The organism is Streptomyces sp. NBC_00536 (assembly GCF_036346295.1).
In the GTDB taxonomy this organism is placed as follows: Bacteria; Actinomycetota; Actinomycetes; order Streptomycetales; family Streptomycetaceae; genus Streptomyces.
Genome location: NZ_CP107819.1, coordinates 6,730,791 through 6,754,857 on the forward strand (window position 1 = coordinate 6,730,791; position 24,067 = coordinate 6,754,857).

At 72.3% G+C, this 24,067-nt stretch carries 16 protein-coding genes; 12 read left to right on the plus strand and 4 right to left on the minus strand.

Annotated elements, in window-relative coordinates; translation table 11 throughout:
• Positions 1-25 precede the first annotated feature (25 nt).
• From OHS33_RS28855 to OHS33_RS28870, 4 genes are all read left to right on the plus strand, one after another.
• Positions 26-3,802 (plus strand): S8 family peptidase, encoded by a 3,777-nt coding sequence (locus OHS33_RS28855; protein ID WP_330333327.1) that lies wholly within the window; start codon positions 26-28, stop codon positions 3,800-3,802.
• Between the two features lie 105 nt (positions 3,803-3,907).
• Positions 3,908-5,296, plus strand: a complete 1,389-nt coding sequence (locus tag OHS33_RS28860) for a protein phosphatase 2C domain-containing protein (protein ID WP_330333328.1) — start codon at positions 3,908-3,910, stop codon at positions 5,294-5,296.
• A gap of 85 nt (positions 5,297-5,381) precedes the next feature.
• Positions 5,382-7,124, plus strand: coding sequence for a pyruvate dehydrogenase (locus OHS33_RS28865; RefSeq protein WP_330333329.1), 1,743 nt, complete (start codon positions 5,382-5,384; stop codon positions 7,122-7,124).
• Between the two features lie 135 nt (positions 7,125-7,259).
• Positions 7,260-7,718, plus strand: coding sequence for an ATP-binding protein (locus OHS33_RS28870; RefSeq protein ID WP_330333330.1), 459 nt, complete (start codon positions 7,260-7,262; stop codon positions 7,716-7,718).
• An 80-nt stretch (positions 7,719-7,798) separates the two neighbouring features.
• Here the strand turns inward: OHS33_RS28870 and OHS33_RS28875 are convergent, their stop codons facing one another.
• Positions 7,799-8,884, minus strand: coding sequence for a DUF2637 domain-containing protein (locus tag OHS33_RS28875; RefSeq protein WP_330333331.1), 1,086 nt, complete (start codon positions 8,882-8,884; stop codon positions 7,799-7,801).
• A 218-nt stretch (positions 8,885-9,102) separates the two neighbouring features.
• Positions 9,103-9,951: a (2Fe-2S)-binding protein gene (locus OHS33_RS28880; RefSeq protein ID WP_330333332.1), complete on the minus strand. Its 849-nt coding sequence runs from the start codon at positions 9,949-9,951 to the stop codon at positions 9,103-9,105.
• Between the two features lie 140 nt (positions 9,952-10,091).
• Between OHS33_RS28880 and OHS33_RS28885 the strand changes: the two genes are divergently transcribed.
• Positions 10,092-10,775, plus strand: a complete 684-nt coding sequence (locus tag OHS33_RS28885) for a GntR family transcriptional regulator (RefSeq protein ID WP_330333333.1) — start codon at positions 10,092-10,094, stop codon at positions 10,773-10,775.
• 749 nt (positions 10,776-11,524) lie between these two features.
• Here OHS33_RS28885 and OHS33_RS28890 read toward each other — a convergent pair.
• On the minus strand, positions 11,525-12,280 hold the full coding sequence (locus OHS33_RS28890) for a hypothetical protein (RefSeq protein WP_330335251.1): 756 nt from the start codon (positions 12,278-12,280) through the stop codon (positions 11,525-11,527).
• A gap of 182 nt (positions 12,281-12,462) precedes the next feature.
• Positions 12,463-14,148: a PucR family transcriptional regulator gene (locus OHS33_RS28895; RefSeq protein ID WP_330333334.1), complete on the minus strand. Its 1,686-nt coding sequence runs from the start codon at positions 14,146-14,148 to the stop codon at positions 12,463-12,465.
• A 253-nt stretch (positions 14,149-14,401) separates the two neighbouring features.
• Here OHS33_RS28895 and OHS33_RS28900 point away from each other — a divergent pair, with 253 nt between their 5' ends.
• The 7 genes from OHS33_RS28900 to OHS33_RS28930 all read left to right on the plus strand — a co-directional run bounded on the left by OHS33_RS28900 (position 14,402) and on the right by OHS33_RS28930 (position 24,051).
• Complete coding sequence (locus OHS33_RS28900) at positions 14,402-15,298, plus strand: FAD binding domain-containing protein (RefSeq protein ID WP_330333335.1); 897 nt, start codon at positions 14,402-14,404, stop codon at positions 15,296-15,298.
• A gap of 2 nt (positions 15,299-15,300) precedes the next feature.
• A complete protein-coding gene (locus OHS33_RS28905) occupies positions 15,301-15,909 on the plus strand; it encodes a (2Fe-2S)-binding protein (protein ID WP_330333336.1) in 609 nt (202 codons plus the stop codon).
• A 2-nt stretch (positions 15,910-15,911) separates the two neighbouring features.
• Complete coding sequence (pucD, locus tag OHS33_RS28910) at positions 15,912-18,314, plus strand: xanthine dehydrogenase subunit D (protein ID WP_330333337.1); 2,403 nt, start codon at positions 15,912-15,914, stop codon at positions 18,312-18,314.
• Between the two features lie 273 nt (positions 18,315-18,587).
• Entirely contained in the window at positions 18,588-20,051 is a 1,464-nt protein-coding gene (locus tag OHS33_RS28915; protein WP_330333338.1) for an NCS2 family permease, read from the plus strand.
• A 77-nt stretch (positions 20,052-20,128) separates the two neighbouring features.
• Positions 20,129-21,280: an XdhC family protein gene (locus tag OHS33_RS28920; RefSeq protein WP_330333339.1), complete on the plus strand. Its 1,152-nt coding sequence runs from the start codon at positions 20,129-20,131 to the stop codon at positions 21,278-21,280.
• A gap of 157 nt (positions 21,281-21,437) precedes the next feature.
• Entirely contained in the window at positions 21,438-22,700 is a 1,263-nt protein-coding gene (locus OHS33_RS28925) for a YncE family protein (protein WP_330333340.1), read from the plus strand.
• A gap of 82 nt (positions 22,701-22,782) precedes the next feature.
• Entirely contained in the window at positions 22,783-24,051 is a 1,269-nt protein-coding gene (locus OHS33_RS28930; RefSeq protein WP_330333341.1) for a GNAT family N-acetyltransferase, read from the plus strand.
• Positions 24,052-24,067: the final 16 nt, after the last annotated feature.

Here is a 24,067-nt window from a genome sequence, read left to right on the forward strand (position 1 = left end):
GGCCGGAATTCACCTGGGGAGAGCGATGCGCCCGATATCGCGCACGGCGCTGGGAGCGGCCTCGGCGGCCGTCCTGGCCGTCACAGCCGTCGGAACCTCGGCGGCGCAGCCGAGCGACGGCGGGCCGGCGAAGAGACCGCTGACCGGCAGCGAGGCGGCGGCCCGCCAGCCCGCCGGACCGGTCACCGTCACACTGGTCACCGGCGACCGGATCCTGGTGTCCACGGACGCCACGGGCCGTACCGCGGCCACCGCGCTGCCCCATGAGGACGGCTCCCAGCCGCTCGTGCAGACCCGGCAGTCCGGCAAGGACGTCTACGTCTACCCCGAGAGCGCGGTCAAGGCGCTCGCGGCGGGCACCGTCGACGAGCAGCTCTTCAACGTCACCGGCCTGATCCGGCAGGGCTACGACGACGCGCACGCCAAGAAGCTGCCGCTGATCGCGGTCTACGACGGCCTGGACACGGCCCGCAGCGCCCCGGTCGCCCCGCGCGGCGCCGAACGCTCCCTCGTCCTCGGCTCGATCGGCGCGGTCGCGCTCTCCGCGGACAAGGCGCAGGCGGCCACCTTCTGGTCGGACGTCACGGCCAAGGCCGCCGCCCGCACGCGCGGCGCGGGCGGCCTGAAGAAGCTGTGGCTCGACGGCAAGGTCCGGACGAACCTGGAGCGTTCGGCCAAGCAGGTCAATGCCACCGCGGCCTGGGCCGCCGGATACGACGGGACCGGCACCAAGGTCGCCGTCCTCGACACCGGCGTCGACCTCGACCACCCCGACCTCAAGGGCCGGGTCGCCGCGTCGAAGAACTTCACCGACTCCGACACCGACGCCGACCGGCAGGGCCACGGCACCCACACCACCTCCACCGTCGGCGGCTCCGGCGCCGCCAGCGGCGGCGCCAAGAAGGGCGTCGCCCCCGGCACCCAACTGCTCAGCGGCAAGGTCCTCAACGACTCGGGCTACGGCCAGGACTCGTGGATCATCGCGGGCATGGAATGGGCCGTCGAGAGCAAGGCCGACGTCGTCTCCATGAGCCTGGGCGACCCCTCCCAGACCACCTGCGACGACCCGATGAGCGCCGCCGCCGAGAAGCTGGCCCAGAACAGCGGCACCCTGTTCGTCATCGCCGCGGGCAACTCCGGCCCCGGCGACAACACGGTCTCCTCGCCCGGTTGCGCGCCCAGCGTGCTGACCGTCGGCGCCGTCGACCGCGACGACACCACCGCCTCCTTCTCCAGCCGGGGACCGGCCGGACTCCAGCACACCCTCAAGCCGGAGATCGCCGCCCCCGGCGTGGGGATCTCCGCCGCCGCGATGGGCGGCCGCGGGGTGTACGCGTACCAGTCCATGTCCGGTACCTCGATGGCCACCCCGCACGTCGCGGGCGCCGCCGCCATCGTCAAGCAGCGCCACCCCGACTGGACCTCCCAGCAGGTCAAGGCCGCGCTCGTGGGCTCCGCCGAGACCGGCATCCCGGGCGACGTCCGGGAGACCGGCGGCGGGCGCCTCGACGTGAAGCGGGCCATCGACACCACGGTCACCTCCGCCCCCGCCGTCCAGGGCGGCGCGTACAACTGGCCGCAGGACCGCAGCGACCGCACGACCGTCGAGGTCCCGTACACCAACGCGGGCAGCGCGCCGGTCACCCTCCAGCTCGGCGTGGAGCACCTCACCGGCAACGACGGCTCGGCCGTCAAGAGCCAGCTCGCCCGCCTGGACCGGCGCACGGTGACCGTCCCCGCCGGAGCCACCGTCAAGGTGCCCCTCGCCCTCGACCCCTCGGCCCGCCTGGAGCGCGCCCAGTACGGCGATGTCACCGGCCGGGTGATCGCCACCGGCCCCGGCGGCCTGCGGGTCTCGACCCCCTTCTCGCTGTACGTGCAGCCGCAGACCGTCACCCTGCGCGTCAAGCTCCTGGACCGCGCGGGCGAGCCCGCCGCCGGACCGTCCTCGCTCGACGTCATCGGCACCGACGACGCCAGCGGTGAACGCCGCTTCAACGACGGCTCCGCCGACCAGATCTACCGGGTGCGCCCGGGCTCGTACTTCCTGTCCTCCTTCGTCGCCACCCCGGACGCCGGGGCCACCGGCGACAACGCGATGACCGACTCCCTCACCTACCTCGGCCGCCCCCAGATCGAGGTGAAGAAGGACACCACGGTCGTACTGGACGCCCGCACCGCCGGACGGCTCGCGATCGAGGCCGACCGGCCCACCGAAACCCGCGCCACCACCCTCGCCTTCGCCCGCAACTGGGACCCGAACTGGCTGCACGCCGGCAGCGCCATGGGCGGCCGCACCATCCGCGGGTACTACGCGGACGTCGAGGGCCGCGCCTCGGAAGGCGGCTTCGAGTTCGGCAGCTACTGGCGCCAGGCCGCGCCCCTGCTCTCCGAACTGAAGGTGTCCGGCGGCCCCGTGCTGCACCCGATCACCGCCTCCACCGGCAGTGACAACCTCGACGGCCAGGGCAGCGCCCCGCTCGTCGACGCGGGCAACGGCACCCCCGCCGAGCTGGCCGCGGCCGGTGCCAAGGGCGCGATCGTCCTCGTGAAGGCCGAGGACGGCTCGCTGTACGACCTCGCGAACAACGCCAAGGCCGCGGGCGCCAAGGCCGTCCTCGCCCACCGCGACGCCCCCGGCCGCTGGGTCGGCTTCAACGGCTACACCGGCGGCTCGCTGCCCGCGCTGTCCGTCGAGAGCGCCGAGGCCAAGGCGCTGCTGGCCCGGCTCGCGCAGGGCAGGGTCACGCTGACCTGGAAGGGCACCGCGAAGAGCCCGTACGTCTACAACCTCGCCCAGCCCGAACAGGGTCCGCTGCGCGGGGACCGCACCTACCGGGTGCACGACCGCGACCTCGGGAGCGTCCGCTCCACCTACCGCGCGATGGGCGCCGCCTCCGCCTACATGGACCTGACCGGCGCCTACCGGCCGCTCGGCACCGCCGTCTACTTCGGCTCCCTGGACACCGTCGCCGTCCCGGGCGAGCGCACCGAGTACTACAGCGCCGGGGACACCGCCTGGGACCACGCGGTCTCCAGCAGCTTCCCGTGGGGCGAGCTGATGACCGATCAGCGGCGGACCTACACCAAGGGCTCCCAGCGCTCCGAGAGCTGGTACGACGGGGTCATCGGCCCGGTCGGTGCCCGCGACACGAGTGGCAAGCCGGTGCTGGCCGCCGAGCGGCAGGGCAATCTGATCGGCTTCTCCTCCGCGATGTGGGGCGACAGCGGCCACTACGCGCTGCCGGGCTCCTTCGGTGACATCGGCGGCCTCACCCTCACGCGAGACGGCGTGGCGATCGGCGACAGCTGGTACCCGAACGCCGGGGTCTTCGAGGTCCCGGCCGAGGCCGGTACGTACGCACTCACCCAGACCCTGGAGAAGATCGGCGGCCCCGCGCGCGACTGGCAGCGCTCGCAGGGCGTGCGGACCACCTGGACCTTCCGCTCCGCGCTCGACGCGTCGGCGTACTCGACGAGCCTGCCGATCCTGTTCCCGGCGCTCACCCTCCCCGAGGACGGCATGAAGACCCTCGCGGCGAAGGGCGGACAGCGCATCGGGATCGCCGTCACCGGGCACGCGGGCTACGCGCCGGGCGCCCTCACGAGCGCGAAGCTGTCCTACTCCTACGACAACGAGCACTGGACCGAGGCCGAGGTCAGCGAGCACGGCGGCCGGTGGAGCGCCCTCGTGGACCACACGGGCGCGAGCGGCAAGCCGGTCTCGCTGAAGGTCGAACTGACCGACGCGAAGGGGGCCACCGTCACCCAGATGGTCGGACGCGCCTACGACGTCCGGTAATCCGTTCGGCACCTGAGGGCGAGGGGCCCGCCGGGCAGTAGCCCGGCGGGCCCCTTTCCGCGCGTTCCGCGTTTTCCGCCGCCCCGGGCGGCCGACACTAGGGGCATGAGTCAGCAGGGGGACGCGGACAACTGGTGGCAGAAGCTGTACGAGGACCCGGACGCCGGGCCGGCCGATCCCGTGGATCCGGCCGATCAGGCCGATCCGACCGACACGCTCGACAGCCGGTTCAGCTCGGCGTCGGTGCTGGTGCGGGAGCCGGAGCCAGGGCGGGAGCCTCTGGCAGAACCGGCGGCGGCGGAGGCGGCGGCGCCGACCGGGTACGCGCTCGGGGACGTGGACGTGCCGCCCGCGCCCCCGCCGCTGCCCCCGCCGCCCCTGCCCGTCATGCCGCCCCTGCCCGTGCTGCCGGAGCCGCGCCGGGCGGAACCGGAGTACGTCGATCCGCGCCGTCCCGCGGTACCTCCCGCACCTCCCGCACCGCCCGTACCGCTCGCACCTCCCGCTGTGCCGTTCGCCGTGCCCGCCGGGGTTCCCGCCGCCGGAGCTTCCGTCGCGCCGCCGCGGCCGCCCGCGCCGCCCGCTGCGCGCCCCGAGGTACGCCATCTGGGGGACCGCGCGCCGACGTACGCCGCCGAGCCGGGCGCCCTGCCCGTGGCGGACCCGGGCGCCCTCGACGCCCTCGTGCCCGACACCGTCCTGGAGGGCGCCCGGTACGGGACCTACACGCTGCGGGCCGCCTCCGTGCGCGGCGACTCCGCCCGCTTCCGCGGTGAGGCCCGCCGGGACGTGCTGCTCACCGCCCGCTTCGGCGGCGGTGACGACGCGCTGGTGCTGATCGCCCTGGCGGGCGGGGACCGCGGCGCGCCCGGCGCCCAGGACGCCGCCGCCGAGGTGTGCCGCTGGGTCGCGGCCGCCGTCGGCCGCAGCCAGGGCCGCCTCGGCGACGACATCCGCGCGGGCAGGCGCGACGCCCTGCGCTCGGGCCTGCAACGGCTCACCGACCGCGGGTACGGGCGGCTGCGGGCCCGCGCCGCCGAGCTGGGGCTGCCCGAGGAGGGGTACACGGCCGGGCTGCGCGCGCTGCTCCTGCCGGTGGACCCCGAGTGCCGGACCCGGGTGTGCTTCGGCGCGGGGTCCGGCGGGCTGTTCCGGCTGCGGGCCGGCCAGTGGCAGGACCTGGAGCCCACGGGGGCGGCCGCGCCGCTCTCCGTGCCGAAGCCCCGCTTCGAGCGGGAGCAGGACGGGCCGGGGGAGGGCGCCCCGGTCGGCTTCCGGTTCCGCGCCACCGTGGCCCGGCCGGGTGACACCCTGCTGCTCTGCTCCAGCGGGCTCGCCGAACCGATGCGCGAGGAGGCGTCCCTGCCCGCCGAGCTGGCCGCGCGCTGGGACGCGGCGGATCCGCCGGGCCTCGCGGCCTTCCTCGCGGACACCCAGCTCCGGCTCAAGGGGTACGCGGACGACCGGACCGCCGCCGCGGTCTGGGAGGCGTAACCGGCCCGGCCGTGCGTGGATGGGAGGCGCACACCGCATCGCCGGACGCGCACCGCGTCGCCGGACCGGAAAGGGCGCCCCCTCCATGGCCAAGCAGAACGTGGCGGAGCAGTTCGTCGACATCCTCGTGCGCGCGGGAGTGCGCCGGATGTACGGGGTCGTCGGGGACAGTCTCAATCCGGTCGTGGACGCCATCCGCCGGACCGGCGACATCGAGTGGATCCAGGTCCGGCACGAGGAGACGGCCGCCTTCGCCGCGGGCGCCGAGGCCCAGCTGACCGGGCGGCTCGCCGCCTGCGCGGGCTCCTGCGGCCCCGGCAACCTCCATCTGATCAACGGGCTCTACGACGCCCACCGCTCGATGGCCCCGGTCCTGGCCCTCGCCTCGCACATCCCCTCCAGCGAGATCGGCCTCGGCTACTTCCAGGAGACCCACCCCGACCAGCTCTTCCGCGAGTGCAGTCACTACAGCGAGATGATCTCCAACCCGAAGCAGATGCCCCGGCTGCTGCAGAGCGCCGTCCAGCACGCCATCGGCCGCGGCGGGGTCAGCGTGGTCACCCTGCCCGGGGACATCGCCTCGCTGCCCGCGCCCGAGCGCTCGATCGAGCACGCGCTGGTGACCGCCCGGCCGACGGTGCGGCCCGGTGACGGCGAGATCGACGCGCTCGTCCGGATGATCGACGCGGCCGACAAGGTCACCTTGTTCTGCGGCAGCGGCACGGCCGGGGCGCACGCCGAGGTGATGGAATTCGCGGGCCGGATCAAGTCACCTGTCGGGCACGCCCTGCGCGGCAAGGAGTGGATCCAGTACGACAATCCCTACGACGTCGGCATGAGTGGGCTGCTCGGCTACGGCGCGGCCTACGAGGCCACCCACGAGTGCGACCTGCTGATCCTGCTGGGCACGGACTTCCCCTACAACGCCTTCCTGCCGGACGACGTCAAGATCGTCCAGGTGGACGTGCGCCCCGAACACCTGGGCCGCCGCTCCAAGCTGGACCTCGCGGTCTGGGGCGACGTACGCGAGACGCTGCGCTGCCTGAACGCCCGGGTCAGGGCCAAGACGGACCGGCGCTTCCTGGACCGGATGCTGAAGAAGCACGCGGACGCCCTGGAGGGCGTGGTCAAGGCGTACACGCGCAAGGTGGAGAAGCACACCCCGATCCACCCCGAGTACGTCGCCTCGGTCCTCGATGAACTCGCCGACGACGACGCGGTGTTCACTGTGGATACAGGCATGTGCAATGTGTGGGCCGCGCGCTATCTTTCCCCGAACGGCAAGCGGCGCATCATCGGCTCCTTCAGCCACGGCTCCATGGCCAACGCCCTCCCGCAGGCCATCGGGGCACAGTTCATCGACCGGCGGCGTCAAGTGGTCTCGATGTCGGGCGACGGCGGTTTCTCGATGCTGATGGGAGATTTCCTCACCCTGGTGCAGTACGACCTCCCCGTCAAAGTGGTCCTCTTCAACAACTCATCCCTGGGCATGGTGGAGCTGGAGATGTTGGTTTCCGGCCTGCCTTCGTACGGAACCACGAACCACAACCCGGACTTCGCCGCGATCGCCCGCGCGGCGGGGGCCTACGGGGTCCGCGTGGAGAAGCCCAAGCAGCTCACCGGGGCTCTGAAGGACGCGTTCCGGCACAAGGGACCCGCTCTGGTGGACGTGGTGACCGACCCCAACGCCCTGTCGATTCCACCGAGGATCAGTGCCGAAATGGTCACCGGTTTCGCACTTTCGGCCAGCAAGATCGTGCTCGACGGCGGCGTCGGCCGGATGATCCAGATGGCTCGATCCAACCTCCGCAACATGCCCCGGCCTTGAGCCCGAAGGAGTGCGGATTGCCACGGTGGGAAGAAGCCCTTCCGTAGGCCTGTTCGAGAGGGATTCGGGATACGGAGGGCTGTCGCCGTGCGGGTGGGGGCGAACACCGGAAAACTGTCGAGAAGAGGGCGGCCCGTGCCGCGGGAACCGTCGGCCACGGTCGACGCGGGCGCGGTGGACACGCTGTGGATCACCCGCCGCGTGCGCCGGGCGGACTTGAAAGCGGTGGGTGAAGTACGCCGGACATTACGGGAGTTGCTCCGGCATCGGTGCCGGAGCGATACGGCCGACGTGGCGGAACTGCTCGCCACCGAACTCGTGACCAATGCCCTCGTCCACACCGAGCAGGGGGCCGAGGTGTTCGCCAGCCTCACCGCCACCCGGCTGCGGGTGGAAGTGCGGGACTTCGCCGCCCGCCACCCCAGACCGTTCGTACCGACCGCCGACGACGGTACGCACGGCCGGGGGCTGGTGCTGGTGCAGGCCCTCGCCGACACCTGGGGAGTGGACGCCCTGGGCGGTTCCATGGGCAAGGTGGTGTGGTTCGAGATCGACGCGGGCGCCGACGCGGCATGGGCGGTGGAACCGGCATAGGCCGCGTCACGTCACGCGCCCGGACCGGCCCTCGCCGCCACGGTGGCCGGTCAGCCGGACTGCCGTCAGCCGGACCGCCGTCAGCCGAACTGCTGCTCCAGGTCCTTCAGTTTGCGCTCCAGTGAATCGAGCCGGGGGATGGTCTGGGTGTCGTCCTCGGCGGTGAGGTCCACCGTCCGGGACGCCGGCTCGGCCGGATCCGGGCCGTTGACGGCCTGGAGCGACGGCCGCCGCCGCAGCGGGAGCTGTCCCGCGTCGGACAGGGCCGGTTCGGCGCCGAGGGCGGGCGCCGAAGCCGCCGTCGTGCCGGGGGAGTCGGCGATCTCCCGTTCCTCCATGCCGGCCTCTTCCATCCGGCGGCCCCGTGAGCGGCCGAAGGCACGGCTCTGCCGTCCCAGCGCCTTGATGCGGGCCCGGTCCAGCCGGTTCTGATCCCGCCTGCGGTGCCGGTCCTGGGCCTTCTCGCGCTTGTCCTCGCGGACTTCGTCGACGGCCTCGTCGAGGGTGCGTACGCCCTCCAGCAGCATCAGCGACCAGGCGCCGAAGGTCTCCCGCGGAGCCCGCAGCCAGCGCACGATCCGGATCTGCGGCAACGGCCGCGGCACCAGGCCCTGTTCGCGCAGCGCCGCCCGGCGGGTCTGCTTCAGGGCCCGGTCGAAGAGGACCGCCGCGGACAGCGACATCCCGGAGAAGAACTGCGGGGCGCCGTCGTGCCCCAACCCCCTGGGTGCGTGCACCCAGTTGAACCAGGCCGCCGCCCCCGCGAAGAGCCACACCAGTATCCGCGACCCCAGGGCCGCGTCGCCGTGGCTGGCCTCGCGGACGGCGAGCACCGAGCAGAACATCGCGGCGCCGTCGAGGCCGAAGGGGACCAAGTACTCCCAGCCTCCGGAGAGGTTGAGGTTCTGCCGGCCGAAGCCGACCAGTCCGTGGAAGGAGAGCGCCGCGGCGACGGCCGCGCAGCAGAAGAGCAGGACGTACGAGGCGGTGCCGTAGACGGCCTCCTTGCGGCGGCGGCGGTCCTCGCTGCGTTCCCAGCTGTCCTCGGACGCGGCCTTCTCGCCCTCGCGCTTGCTCTTGGCCAGCACCGCCACTGCCGCAAGTACGCCCAGGATCAGCAGGCTGCCGGGCAGCAGCCAGTCCAGCGATATGTCGGTCAGTCTCATGCGGTGTCCCTGCCCTCGCGTATGCGGCTATGCGGCTGTGCGGCTTTCCGGGCGCCATAGTGGCGGATCGCGCAAGGGCCGCACGCGGGTTTCGGGGCAAGAGGACGCCAATGGGGGGCGGGGCCCGCCGGATAGGGTGTTGTGGGTCGAACTACCGCTCGTTCAAGGTCAATTGCGTTCGAATAACCCCACCCGAACGGGTGGCTTCGCCCGTGGCATCAAGCCGCGGCGCCCGCCGTCAGCCGGGCGACCCGGTCCGCGTCGCAGGTCCGGGGGCAGGTGACACAGGTGTCCTCGGGGCGGATCGTGTAGAAGAGGCAGCAGCCGACCCGGTTGCGGGTGGGCAGCTCCTCGCCCGCGGGGCCGGTGAGCGTACGGAATCCGCTCCCGCCGGTGTACGGGGCGTTCGCGCCCGGCAGCAGCAGGTCCAGCTCGGCCCGCGCGCGGCCCTCCTCGCCGAGCAGCTGCCCGGCGTACCAGAGGCTTTCGACGACCTCGTCCGTCACCATGCCCCACAGCGCTCGGCGGCCGCGCCGCATCCGGGGGCCGAAGCCCTCCAGGACCGGCCCGAGGTGCTCGGCGACCGCCGCCCGCACCTCCGCGCGCAGCGCCTCCTCGTCGGGGACGACCCGGGCCCCGGGGAGCGCGGCGGCCGGATCGTCCGGCAGGCACGCGAAATCCTCGACGCGGACGCTCATCAGGCCCCGGGTGCGGTGGAAGGCGACCCGGTCCGCGGGCAGCCGGGGCACGCGGCGCGCCAGCAGCCACGGGACGGTGAACAGCAGGCAGGCGGGCCACGCGTAGCGGTGCAGGCCGAAACCGGCGATCACATCGGGGCGGGCCTGGCGGCCGTGGTCCCGGAGGACCTGGGCGTCGTCCCAGGCGAGGAAGGAATCCAGCGCCGGGCCGCCCGCTGCCAGCTCGTCCGCGCCGACCCATCCCGCGCCGCGGGGGGTGGGCTCGTCGGCGGGGCGTTGCGTGATCCGCAGCCCCGGGTGGACCTCGGAGAGGCGGGCGTAGGCGTTCGAGACGGGGGAGGGGGCTGCCGTGACGGCCGTGGGGACCATGGGACCACCGAATCGCGCGATCGTTAACAGGTAAGCCTTACCTTACCTGATCTCGTACGGTCCGTATCGGCGGTGACCCCGCTCCGTCACCTATTCTCGGAGGAAAGCCGCAGGCAGGGACCCGACCGGAGGAGGACCGCATGCACGGCACGGCCCGAGCCCGGGTGCCCGAACAGAGCCGTCCGGAGGGGGTGGGCGCCGCCGCCCGCCCGCCGGTGCGGCGTCACTCCGTCCGCGGGCAGGTCCTCGACGCGCTGCGCGCGGCGCTGGTCGACGGGTCCCTCGTTCCCGGCGAGATCTACTCCGGGCCCGCGCTCGGGGACCGCTTCGGGGTCTCCGCGACGCCCGTGCGCGAGGCGATGCAGCAGCTGGCGCTGGAGGGGGCGGTGGAATGCCTCCCCAACCGGGGCTTCCGGGTGATCGCCCGGACCCCCGGCGAGCTGGCCGAGCTGGCCGAGGTACGGGCGCTGCTGGAGGTCCCGGTGCTGCTGGGGCTGGTCCGCGGCGCCGACCCCGGGGCCTGGGCCGGGCTGCGGCCGCTGGCCGAGGCGGGGGTCGCGGCGGCGGAGGCGGGTGATCTGCCGGGGTACGCGGAGGCCGACCGGGCGTTTCACCGGGCGGTGCTCGGGCTGGCGGGCAACGGGCAGCTGATCCGGGTGGCGGACGAGGTCCACCAGCGGATCCAGTGGGCTGCCCGCAGCCGGCTCTCGGTGCTGCGGACCGATGCGGGGCAGCATGTGGCGCTGCTGGATGCGGTTCTCGCCGCCGACGCGGCCACGGCGCAAACCCTGATCCACGCCCACTACGCCTGGCCCCCGCACTAACCCCCGGCCGCGCCGAGCCACCTCCGCCCTCAATCGCCGGGCGGGCCGGGGGCAGCTGCCCGCTGCCCGGCGGGCGGGCCGGGGGGTGCGGCCCGGACGCGCCCTCAATCGCCGGGCGGGCTGACGTGCCTCCGGCGGGCCCTCAAACGCCGGGCAGGCTGGATGTGCCCCGCTCGGACCGGCCCTCACTCGCCGCGTGGGCGGATGTGCCTCCGGCGGGCCCTCAATCGCCGGGCGGGCTGGAGGTGGCGGGCCGGTGCCTGCCGGGCGGGCTGCCGGAGGGTCGACCGATGCCCGCCTGACGGGCTTGGAGGGTGTGGTCCGGACGTGCCCTCGATTGCCGGGCGGGCTGACGTGCCTCCGGCGGGCCCTCAATCGCCGGGCAGGCTGGAGGTGGCGGGTTGATGTCCGGCGGGCGGGCGGGCTGGAGGTGGTCGGCTGGCTCCGGGCCGGGGTATTCCAGCCCCGAGAGCGATGGGGGCGGGGACCGCTTCGGCTCAGCCGATGTTTGAGCCGCTGGTCCGCCATTCCAGCCCCGCCGGCGTTTGAGGCGCGGGTCCGGGCGGAGCCCGGCGGGGGTGCGGCTCTGTTGCCGGGTGTCCCTCGGTGTGGCCTCCGGCGGGCCCTCAAACGCCGGGCGGGCTGGGGGTGCCGGGCAGGCTGGAGGTGGCGGGCTGCTTGCGGCGCAGGCTCGGCTCCAGCCCCGCCGGCGTTTGAGGCGCGGGTTCGGGCGGAGCCCGGGGGGCCGGTCAGGCCGCGGGGGACAGGTGGGCGGCCAGCCAGGTGGGGATGCCGCCCAGGAGGCGGAAGAGGCGGAGGGCTTCGGCGCGGAGGCGGGCGGCTTCCGGCTCGGGTTCGGCCTCCGCCAGGGCGGCCAGGGCGGGGGCCGTGCCGACCAGGAAGCCCAGCTCCTCCCGGATGCGGAGCGATTCCGCGAAGCCGTGCCGGGCCTCCGCCAGCTCTCCGTCCCGCAGCGCGAGCCCGGCCAGGTGGCGCCAGGTGAAGGACAGCAGCAGGGTGTCCCCGTGCGCCGTGGCCCCCGCGTGGGCCCGCCGGTAGGCCGGCCCGGCCGCCTGCGGGGAGTCGGCGAGGTGCTCCGCGACCAGCCCCCGCCGGAAGTCCAGCAGTGGTCGGGTGGGCGACCCGGGGGCGAGGAGCGCCGCCGCCCGTCCCAGCGCGGAGCGCGCCTCGTCGGCGCGGTCCCGGACGCCCAGGACCGTGGCGGCGTAGGCCAGTTGGCCGCGTTCACAGGCGGCCGCGCCGCGCTCGTCGTCGTCCCGGGCCACGGCTTCGGCGACCCGTAGCGCGTCCTCCGCCTCGGCCCAGCCCTGCCCGGTGAACAGGCACCGCTCGACCAGCAGCGCGGTGCGCTGTACGGCCGGTCCGGCGCTCGTGGCGTGCGCGTCCAGCAGGGCCGCCGCATCCGTCCAGCAGCCCCGCGAGCGAAGCCGCCATATCGCCCGCTGGAGGGGGTCGTCTCCCCCGGTCATTCCGGCACCCGACATGGCGGTGTCCGCCACATTGCCCTCCCCAAAGCAGCCAAGCAGCGCGCTGCCCGCGCCCTGGGGCGAAATGAGAGCACGGATCCACTTGATCGGCCAAGGGGTCGGGTGAACCTTTTCACAAAGTCCGGACACCTCGTCAGCCGCCCCCGGCCACCCTGCCGACCCCCCGGCCGGGCCGCTGATCAGCTCATCCGCAGTGCCAGGAAGAAGTCCAGCTTGTCCTCCAGCCGCGAAAGATCGCGCGCCGTCAACTGCTCGATTCGCCCGACGCGGTACCGCAGCGTGTTGACGTGCAGGTGCAGCCGGGTCGCGCAGCGGGTCCAGGACCCGTCGCAGTCGAGGAAGGCCTCCAGGGTCGGGATCAGCTCCGCCCGGTGGCGCCGGTCGTAGTCCCGCAGCGGGTCGAGCAGCCGCGCGGTGAACGCACGGCGTACGTCGTCCGGGACGAACGGAAGCAGCAGGACGTGCGAGGCCAGCTCGTGGTGGCCCGCGGCGCAGACCCGGCCCGGCCGTGCGGCCGCGACCCGGCGGGCGTGCCGGGCCTCCTCCAGGGCCCCGCGCAGCCCCTCGGCGGAGTGCACCGCCGCGCTGACGCCGAGCGTGAGCCGCCCGTCGTCGGCGAGACCGGCCGCCAGGGGCTCCCGTACGGACGCCAGGAGCTCGTCGGCGTGCAGCGCGGTGTCGGGGCCCTTGTCGGCCGCGCCCTCCGCGGCGTCCGCGGCCAGCGCGGGCAGCGGTACGAGCGCGATCGCCTCGTCGCCCGCGTGGGCGACGGCGATCCGGTCCGAGGGCTCCGGGCCCGACACGGACGGGTCGACCAGGATCTCCTCCAGCAGCGACTGGGCCACCGGACCGCCGGGGATGTCCCCGCCGTCCCAGTCCACCCGCGCCACCACGACCTGCCAGTGCGGGGCGGCGCCCAGCCCGGGCAGCAGCACCGGGGCCGCGACCCGCAGCCGGGCCGCGATCTCGGCGGGCGGGGCGCCCGTCTGGACGAGCTCCAGCACTTCCTGGGCGAGGCGGCGCCGGACCGTACGGGCGGCGTCGCGCCGGTCCCGCTCGACCGCGATCAGCTGGGTGACGCCCTGGAGCAGGTCCAGGCGCTCGGCGGGCCAGTCGCCCGCGTCGGCCTCGACGGCCAGCAGCCAGTCCGACAGCACGCTCTCGCGCACGTCACGGGCGGCGGGGCCGGGCCCCCGCCCATGTCCCCTGATCGGGAAGAGCGAGTAGGTAATACCCTGGATGGAGATCCGGTGCGGGCCCCTTCGGCCGGTCCGGACCGCCGCCAGGTGTTCGCTGGCCAGCGCCGCGCAGATGCCGGGCGCCAGCGGTTCGCCCGCTCCGGCGATCTGCCTGCCCGTGGGGGACAGCACCCAGGCGCGCAGATCGAGGTCCGTGGTGAGCAGATCGAGGACCACATCGGGGCCCCCGCCGGCGGGACCGGAGGTCATCAGGCGGCGATGGCGGTCCACGACGGCCGCGAGGTCCCCCGCGCGCTCCCCGGAAACCTGCCGTACGACGTACTCGGTGATCGTGGCGAATGCAACGTCTTCGTTCACAGCGAACAACGGCAGCCGGTTGCGCCGACAGGCTGATACCAGGTCGTCCGGGATGTCTCCCAGCTCGGCCTCGCCGGCGGCCAGGCCCGCCACTCCCGCGCTCGCGAGGATTCGTACGAACGGCTCGGAGTCGTCCGAATTTCGCCTCCAGGCCAGGCCGGTCAGGACGAGTTCGCCTCCGGTGAGGTATCGGCTGGGATCCCTCAGGTCCGTTGTCATGACGCCCCGGACCGTCCGGTCGAGCTCGTCCTCGCCGCCCAGCAGCCGCAGCCCCAGCGCCTCGGTTTCCAGCAGTGCGCGCAGCCGCATGATGTCGCCGCCGATCTGTCTCGATGTTGCCGTTGGAAATCGGGCAGGTCAGTGCATCCTGCCTTTCATACGAATCTACAAGACGAGGGAGGCCGTCAGCCAACTCCTTCATGGTTTCGGTGACTGCACCCGAGGGACGCGTGGCTTGTGTACTGACTCCACACCGCGTTAACAGCACGTGAACGACCAGTCGAGGGTCTTCGGGCCCGTTGGCTTGAAGTGATCGATACGATGAAGAAGAAGAGAGCCGCACATGGACTTCCTTCGCCCCGCCAGCTGGGAGGAGGCGCTCGCCGCTAAGGCCGAGTACCCCTCAGCTGTGCCGATTGCGGGTGGCACCGATGTGATGGTCGAGATCAACTTCGACCACCGTCGGCCGGAGTACCTTCTGGACCTGAACCGCATCGGCCTCCTGCGGGAGTGGGAGGTCGGCGAGGATGTGGTCCGGCTCGGCGCTTCCGTCCCGTACACGCAGATCATGGAGAACCTCCGCACGGAGCTTCCCGGTCTCGCACTCGCCTCGCACACGGTCGCCTCTCCGCAGATCCGTAACCGCGGCGGCGTCGGCGGCAACCTCGGTTGCGCCTCCCCGGCCGGCGACTCGCACCCCGCGCTGCTCGCGGCGGGCGCCCAGGTCGAGGTGGAGTCCGTCCGCGGCTCCCGCCTCATCCCGATCGACGAGTTCTACACCGGTGTGAAGCGCAACGCGCTCGCCGCCGACGAACTGATCAAGACCGTCCACATCGACAAGGCGGACGGCCCCCAGCAGTACTCCAAGGTCGGCTCCCGCAACGCGATGGTCATCGCGGTGTGCGCGTTCGGTCTGGCACTGCACCCGGAGACCCGTACGGTCCGCACCGGCATCGGATCGGCCGCGCCGACCCCGATCCGTGCGAAGGCCGCCGAGGAGTTCCTGAACGCCGCGCTCGAAGAGGGCGGCTTCTGGGAGTCCGGCAAGGTCATCACCCCGTCGATCGCCAAGCAGTTCGGTGACCTCGCCTCCGGCGCGGCCAACCCGATCGACGACGTCCGCGGCACGGCGAAGTACCGCCGTCACGCGGTCGGCATCATGGCTCGCCGCCAGCTCGTCTGGACCTGGGAGCAGTACCGCGGTACCGGAAACGGCCGCTCGCTTGAAGGGGCTGCGTAATCATGCGCGTCAATTTCACTGTCAACGGCCGTCCGCAGGAAGCCGACGATGTCTGGGAGGGCGAGTCCCTCCTGTACGTCCTGCGCGAGCGCATGGGCCTGCCGGGTTCGAAGAACGCCTGTGAGCAGGGCGAGTGCGGTTCCTGCACCGTCCGTCTCGACGGCGTGCCGGTCTGTTCCTGTCTGGTCGCGGCCGGTCAGGTCGAGGGCCGCGACGTCGTGACCGTCGAGGGCCTGGCCGAGTTCGCCAAGCAGCGCGACGAGCACGGCCACGGCGGTGCCTGCGGCACCGGCGGCGGCTGCGGCAGCAAGGGCGGCGTCTCCCTGGACGAGGCCAAGCGCTGGCAGTCCAAGCCGGGCGACTCGCAGACCGGCGAGGGCGTCGAACTCTCCAACATCCAGCAGGCGTTCATCGACGCCGGCGCCGTCCAGTGCGGTTTCTGCACCCCGGGCCTCCTGGTCCAGGCCGACGCGCTGCTGGAGGAGAACTCCTCCCCGTCCGACCAGGACATCCGTGAGGCCCTGTCCGGCAACCTCTGCCGCTGCACGGGCTACGAGAAGATCCTCGACGCGGTCCGCCTCGCGGCCGCCCGTCAGTCTGAGGCGGTCTGACCATGGCCCAGAACACGCGCACGGTTCCGGCGGGTACGCCGACCAACGTCACGCAGAAGCACACCAAGGGCGGCATCGGCGAGTCCACGCTGCGCCCCGACGGCACCCTCAAGGTGACCGGTGAGTTCGCGTACTCCTCGGACATGTGGCACGAGGACATGCTGTGGGGCCAGACGCTCCGCAGCACCGTGGCCCACGCCGAGATCGTCTCGATCGACATCTCCGAGGCCCTGGCGATGCCGGGCGTCTACTCGGTGCTGACCTACGACGACCTGCCCGCCGAGATGAAGAACTACGGCCTGGAGATCCAGGACACGCCGGTTCTCGCCCACGGCCGGGTACGTCACCACGGTGAGCCGGTCGCCCTCGTGGCCGCCGACCACCCGGAGACCGCCCGCCGCGCGGCCGCCAAGATCAAGATCGAGTACAAGGAGCTGCCGCTCGTCACGGACGAGGCCTCCGCCCTCGCCCCCGGCGCGCCGCTGATCCACGAGGGCCGCGACGACCACCACATCGGTCACGTCCCGCACCCGAACATCGTGCACCGCCAGCCGATCATCCGCGGCAACGTGGAAGAGGCCCGCAAGCGCGCCGACGTCATCGTCGAGGGCGAGTACACCTTCGGCATGCAGGACCAGGCCTTCCTCGGCCCGGAGTCCGGTCTGGCCGTGCCGTCCGAGGACGGCGGTGTCGAGCTGTACGTCGCCACCCAGTGGCTGCACTCGGACCTCGGGCAGATCGCCCCGGTCCTGGGTCTGCCGCCGGAGAAGGTCCGCATGACGCTCTCGGGCGTCGGCGGTGCCTTCGGCGGCCGCGAGGACATCTCGATGCAGATCCACGCGTGCCTGCTGGCCCTGGCCACGAACAAGCCGGTCAAGATCGTCTACAACCGGTTCGAGTCCTTCTTCGGTCACGTGCACCGCCACCCGGCGAAGCTCTACTACGAGCACGGCGCGACCAAGGACGGCAAGCTCACGCACATGAAGTGCAAGATCGTCCTGGACGGCGGCGCCTACGCGTCCGCTTCCCCGGCGGTCGTGGGCAACGCGTCCTCCCTCTCGGTGGGTCCGTACGTCCTGGAGGACGTGGACATCGAGGCGATCGCGCTCTACACGAACAACCCGCCCTGTGGCGCGATGCGCGGCTTCGGCGCCGTCCAGGCCTGCTTCGCCTACGAGGCCCAGATGGACAAGCTCGCGGCGAAGCTGGGCATGGACCCGGTCGAGTTCCGCCAGCTGAACGCCATGGAGATGGGCACGGTCATGCCGACCGGCCAGGTCGTGGACGCTCCGGCGCCGGTCGCCGAGCTGCTGCGCCGGGTCAAGGCCCGCCCGCTGCCGCCCGAGCGCCAGTGGGAGACCGCCGGCGAGAACGCGGACGTCCGCGCGCTGCCCGGTGGCCTCTCCAACACCACCCACGGCGAGAGCGTCGTGCGCGGTGTCGGCTACGCGGTCGGCATCAAGAACGTCGGCTTCTCCGAGGGCTTCGACGACTACTCGACCGCCCGCGTGCGCCTCGAGGTCATCAACGGCGAGCCCGTCGCGATGGTCCACACGGCCATGGCGGAGGTCGGCCAGGGCGGCATCACCGTCCACGCGCAGATCGCCCGTACCGAGCTGGGCGTCACGCAGGTGACCATCCACCCGGCCGACACCCAGGTCGGCTCCGCCGGTTCCACGTCCGCCTCGCGGCAGACGTACATGACCGGTGGCGCGGTGAAGAACACCTGTGAGGCCGTCCGCGAGGCGCTCCTGGAGATCGGCCGCCGCAAGAACGGCTCCTACCACCCCGCGTGGGCCACCGCCGAGCTGCTGCTCGAAGGCGGCAAGGTCGTCACCGACGGCGGCGAGGTCCTCGCGGACATCGCCGAGATCCTCGAGGACGAGGCCATCGACCTCGAACTCGAATACCGCCACCACCCGACCGTCCCCTTCGACCTGGTCACCGGCCAGGGCAACGGGCACGTCCAGTACACCTTCGCCGCGCACCGCGCGGTGGTCGAGGTGGACACCGAGCTGGGCCTGGTCAAGGTCGTCGAACTCGCGACCGCGCAGGACGTCGGCAAGGCGCTGAACATGCTTTCCGTGGTCGGCCAGATCCAGGGTGGCACCACCCAGGGCCTCGGCGTGGCGATCATGGAAGAGATCATCGTGGACCCGAAGACCGCGAAGGTGCGCAACCCCTCCTTCACGGACTACCTGATCCCGACGATCCTCGACACGCCGACCATCCCGGTCGACGTCCTGGAGCTCGCCGACCCGAAGGCCCCCTATGGCCTGCGCGGCATGGGCGAGGCCCCGACCCTCTCGTCGACCCCGGCCGTCATCGCGGCGATCCGGCAGGCGACGGGTCTGGACATCAACAAGACCCCGATCCGTCCCGAGATGCTCACCGGAACCCTCTAGGGATTCCGGTCCCCCCCCGGGACCACGAACTCTCCGGGCGGTGTGACGAGGGAACGTCACACTTGCCGGTCGCACCGCCCGGAGTACGAAGTACCGCACCGCTCGCGGTCCGCTTCACCCGCAGTACCCCGCAACACCCAGCAGTAACGAAGTAGCAGATCCTTTGCTTCGTCTCGGGCCGTCCCCCGGGTCGTGCAGCCAAACGCACCATCCCAAATCCCGCGTCTCCAATCTTTATGCGGGTGCCCCTTTGAACCTTGGGAGTTAGGCACCATGACCCAGTCGTCTGTGGAGCCCAAGACCACCGCGGAAGAGGCCGGCGACGGCTCTCTCACCCCCGCCGGGCGTTCTTGGCTCGACCGGTATTTCCATATAACGCACCGAGGATCCACCGTCTCGCGCGAAGTGCGCGGCGGCGTCACCACCTTCATGGCGATGGCGTACATCCTCCTGCTGAACCCTCTTATCCTCTCGGGTAAGGACGTCGCGGGCGACACCCTGAGCCAGAAAGGGCTGATCACGGCCACGGCTTTCGCCGCCGCCCTGACCACCCTCCTGATGGGCTTCGTAGGCAAGGTGCCGCTGGCCCTCGCTGCCGGACTCTCCGTGTCCGGTGTGCTTTCCTCGCAGGTCGTGCCCCACATGACCTGGCCGCAGGCCATGGGCATGTGCGTGATGTACGGCGTGGTGATCATGCTCCTGGTCGTCACCGGCCTCCGCGAGATGATCATGAACGCGATCCCCCTCGCGCTCAAGCACGCCATCACCATGGGCATCGGAATGTTCGTCGCCCTGATCGGCCTCGTGAAGGCCGGCTTCGTGGGCCACGGCTCCGAATTCGGTCCCCCCGTGAGCCTGGGCGCGACCGGCGAACTCGCCGGCTGGCCCGTCCTGATCTTCGCCGTGACCCTGCTCACCATCTTCATGCTGCAGGCACGCAAGGTTCCCGGCGCGATCCTGATCGGCATCGTCTCCGGAACCGTCGTCGCGGTCATCGTCAACGCCGTGGCGAACGTCGACCCCAAGGCCTGGCGCAGCGGCCCCCCGGAGCTGTCCGGCTCCGCGGTCTCCATGCCCGACTTCTCGCTCTTCGGCAAGGTCGAGTTCGGCGGCTGGGGCGACGTCGGCGTCATGACGGTCGGCATGATCGTCTTCACCCTGGTGCTGGCCGGCTTCTTCGACGCGATGGCCACCATCATCGGCGTCGGCACCGAGGCCAAGCTCGCCGATGACAAGGGCCGCATGCCGGGCCTGTCCAAGGCACTGTTCATCGACGGTGCCGGTGGCGCCATCGGTGGCATCGCGGGCGGCTCCGGCCAGACCGTGTTCGTCGAGTCCGCGACCGGCGTCGGCGAGGGTGCCCGTACCGGCTTCGCCTCCGTCATCTCGGGTCTGCTCTTCGCGGCCTGCCTCTTCTTCACCCCGATCACCCAGATCGTCCCCGGTGAGGTCGCCTCCGCCGCCCTGGTCGTCATCGGCGCGATGATGATGCAGAACGCCCGCCACGTGGACTGGTCCGACAGCGCCACGTCCATCCCGGTCTTCCTGACCGTCGTGCTCATGCCCTTCACGTACTCGATCACCGCTGGTGTCGCCGCCGGTGTCATCTCCTTCGTGGCGATCAAGGTGGCGCAGGGCAAGGCCCGCGAAATCGGTGGCTTCATGTGGGCGCTCACGGTGATCTTCGTGGTCTTCTACGCGCTCCACCCGATCGAGGGCTGGCTCGGCGTCAACTGAGCGGCATGAGCCCGACGTACTCCTGACCCTCCACGCAATCCCGTCACCGGAAACCCGATCCTCCGAGGAGGCCGCACATGCTGGACATCGCCGAAGAACTCAGCCGGTGGGTCGAGCAGGGACGTGACTTCGCCGTCGCCACGGTCGTGGCGGTCGGCGGCAGCGCACCCCGGCAGCCCGGAGCGGCCCTCGCCGTCGACAGTGAGGGCACCGCGATCGGTTCGGTCTCCGGCGGGTGCGTGGAGGGCGCGGTGTACGAGCTGTGCCAGCAGGCGCTCGAAGACGGCGAGACCGTCCAGGAGCGCTTCGGGTACAGCGATGACGATGCCTTCGCCGTGGGTCTGACCTGCGGCGGAATCATCGACATCCTGGTCACCCCGCTGCCCGTGAACTCGCCCGCCCGGGCCGTCTTCGAGGCGGCGCTGGCCGCCGCGGCCAAGGGCGAGGCGGCCGCGGTCGCCCGGATCGCCGACGGTCCGGCCGAACTGATGGGGCGGGCGATCCTGGTCCGTTCCGAGGGCCCGTACGAGGGCACCCTCGGCGGACACCCCGAGCTGGACCGCACGGTCGCCGAAGAGGCCCGCGCGATGCTGGACGCGGGCCGGACCGGAACCCTGGAGATGGGCGCCGACGGACGGCTCTGCGGCCGCCCGATCACCGTCCTGGTCGAGTCGAGCGTGCCGCCGCCGCGGATGATCGTCTTCGGCGCCATCGACTTCGCCTCCGCCCTGGTGCGGGTGGGCAAGTTCCTCGGCTACCGCGTGACGGTGTGCGACGCGCGGCCGGTGTTCGCCACGAAGAACCGTTTCCCCGAGGCCGATGAGATCGTGGTGGACTGGCCGCACCGCTACCTCGCCGACACCCCGGTGGATGCCCGTACGGTCCTGTGCGTGCTGACGCACGATGCCAAGTTCGACGTACCGCTCCTCGAACTGGCCCTGAAGCTTCCGGTCGCCTACGTCGGCGCGATGGGATCGCGGCGCACGCACGAGGACCGCAACGCGCGGCTGCGCGAGGTCGGCGTCACCGAGATGGAACTCGCCCGGCTGCGCTCGCCCATCGGCCTGGACCTCGGCGCCCGCTCCCCGGAGGAGACCGCCCTGTCCATCGCCGCCGAGATCGTCGCCAGCCGCCGCGGCGGCAGCGGGCGCGCCCTCACCGGCGCCCACACCCCGATCCACCACGACGCCTCGGCCACCGTGGTCGGCCGGATCGGCGTCGTCGCTTGAAGCGCAGCCTCGTTGAGCCGCTGAGCCCCTGATGTGAGCTGAGCCCCTGACCCGGTGATGTGAGAGAAGGGCGCGACCCCGTGGGGGTTGCGCCTTTTTGTCGTTGCCCCTATTTTACCGGCCGGTAACAGAGCCCCCTCGCAACGGAGTTGAGCGAATGTCCCGGACCGCCTCGTTACGCGTCCTGCCGGCCGTCTGCGCCCTGGCCGCGGCCCTGCTCGCGGCGGGCCCGGCGCCCGCGGCCGCCACGGCCGTGCCCGCGGCCGGACCCGCCCTGCGCGAGGTCCTGTTCGTCGGGAACAACTGGGAGGGGACCGCCGATGTCCTCGCCTCCACCGGAGACCTCGGCAAGGTCGGCCGGATCAACGTGATCCCCGACAAGGAGGAGCGGCTCCGGGAGATCTACCTCAACCCGGTGAAGCTCGGCTTCTTCCTGGGGATCCGCAACACCGCCGGTGAGGGCCACGACCAGTTCGTGGACGACATGTACACCACCCCGGACGGCGGCGCCGTCGTCGTCTCCCGCCCCAGCTTCGCCGACGTCGTCTCCGTCGACCTGCGCACGGGCCGGATCAACTGGCGCTTCCCGGTGGCGGGTTACCGGGCCGACCACATGGCGGTGTCGCCGGACGGCACCAGGGTCGCGGTCTCCGCCTCCACCGCCAACACCGTGCACGTCCTGGACATCGCGACGGGCCGGCAGCTCGGCTCCTTCGCCACCGGCGACAAACCGCACGAGAACACCTTCACCCACGACGGCCGTTACCTGTGGAACAGCTCCATCGGGGACGTCACCTCCGCGCTCGACGCGCCCTGGCTGGACTGGACGAAGGGCGACCGGAAGATCACCGTCGCCGACGCGCAGACCTTCCGCACGGTCCGCGTGATCGACATGCGCGCCCGCCTCGACGCCTTCGGCCGCCCGGACCTCTCCGACGCGATCCGCCCCATGTCGTTCAGCCCCGACGAGTCGAAGCTGTACTTCCAGGTCTCCTTCTTCAACGGGTTCCTGGAGTACGACGTGGCCACCGACCGGATCACCCGGATCAAGACCCTCCCCGAGAACCCGGCCACCAGCACCGACCGCACCACCTGGGTCAACGACTCCCGCCACCACGGCATGTCCATGAGCCCCGACGGCGCCAAGCTCTGCATCGCGGGAACCACGGACAACTACGCGACGGTCGTGGACCGGGCCACCCTCGCCGAAGGGCCGCTGGTACCCGCCGACAAGCCGTACTGGGCCACGGTCGACGGCGACGGGACGGCCTGCGTGATCTCCGAGAGCGGCGCCGACCGGGTCACGGCCATCGACTTCGCCACCGGCGCCAAGCGGGTCTCCGTACCGGTCGGGGACCACCCGCAGCGGGTACGGCTCGGCCACGTCCCGGCGGGCTGGACGGGCCCGGCCGCGGGCTGACCGGCGAAGACTCCCCGTCAGGCAGGCGAATCCGGCCATTTTGAGGTGACCAGTCCGCCCATGACCGATTAGTCTCCCGATCATGGCGGACATGCGTGTGGAGCGGAGCGGAGACAAGTCGGTGGAGATTCGCGAGGTGCCCGAGGGCGATGTCGACCGGGCCCTGGAACTCGCGTACATGGTCTTCCACGACCGCCCCGAGAAGGAGGTGCGCGAGCACCACCACACGATGCTGCTCGGCTGCGAGCGGCTCGCCGCCTACGACGGGGACGTGCTCGTCGGCTTCATGGCCGCGCACCGCTTCCGGCTCTCGGTGCCCGGCGGGGACCTGCCCTGCCCCGGCCTCACCTTCGTCTCCGTCGCGCCCACCCACCGGCGCCGCGGCGTCCTGACCGGGCTGATGGAGGAGATGTTGCGCCGCACGGCCGCCGCCGGGCGGCCCGTCGCCGCGCTCTGGGCCTCCGAATCCCTGATCTACGGCCGCTTCGGCTACGGCTCGGCCACCCAGGGCGCCACCATCGAGATCGACTCCACCCGCCCCCTCGCCCTGCGCGTCACCCCCGACGGGCGCCCGCTGCGCCTGATCGACCCGGCCGACGCCCCGGCCGTCCTCGGCCCCCACCACGAGGCGTCCCGCGCGCTGCGCGCCGGCCGCCCGACCCGGGACGCCTACCGCTGGCGCGAGGAATGGCTGCGGGAGGAGGACGAGGAGGACGAGGAACTGAGCCCGCCGCGGATCATCGCGGTGGGGAAGACGGGGGAACCCCTCGCCGGGTACGTCCTCTACCGGACGAAGCCGGAGGACGGCGGCGGGCCCCTCAAGGTCCCCGGGCTGGTCCAGGTCCAGGAACTGGAGGCGGACACCCCGGCCGTGGCCGCCGCCCTGTGGAGCTGCCTCGCCTCCCTGGACCTGACCGGCAAGGTGGTCGCCCGGGGCCGTCCGCTGGACGATCCGCTGCTGCACTTCGCCGCCGACCGGGACCAGGTGCGGGTGACCGGCCAGTTCCCGGCGCTCTGGCTGCGGCTGGTCGACGTACGGGCGGCGCTGACCGCGCGGGCGTGGGCCGCGCCGGTCGATCTGGTGCTGGAGCTGGCCGACGTACGCCTGCCCGCCAACGCGGGGCGGTTCCGGCTGACGGCCGGGCCCGGCCGGGCGGCGTACGAGGCCACCGCGGCGCCCGCGGACCTGGCGCTCGACGTCCGCGACCTGGCGGCCTGCTACCTCGGCGGGACCCGCGTGGTGGAACTGGTGTCCGCGGGGCTCGTCGAGGAGCGGACACCGGGTGCGGCGGCGGCCCTGGACGACGCCCTGCGGACGGAGCTGCTGCCGCACACGGCGGACGAGTTCTAGGGGGGCCGGCTCCAGG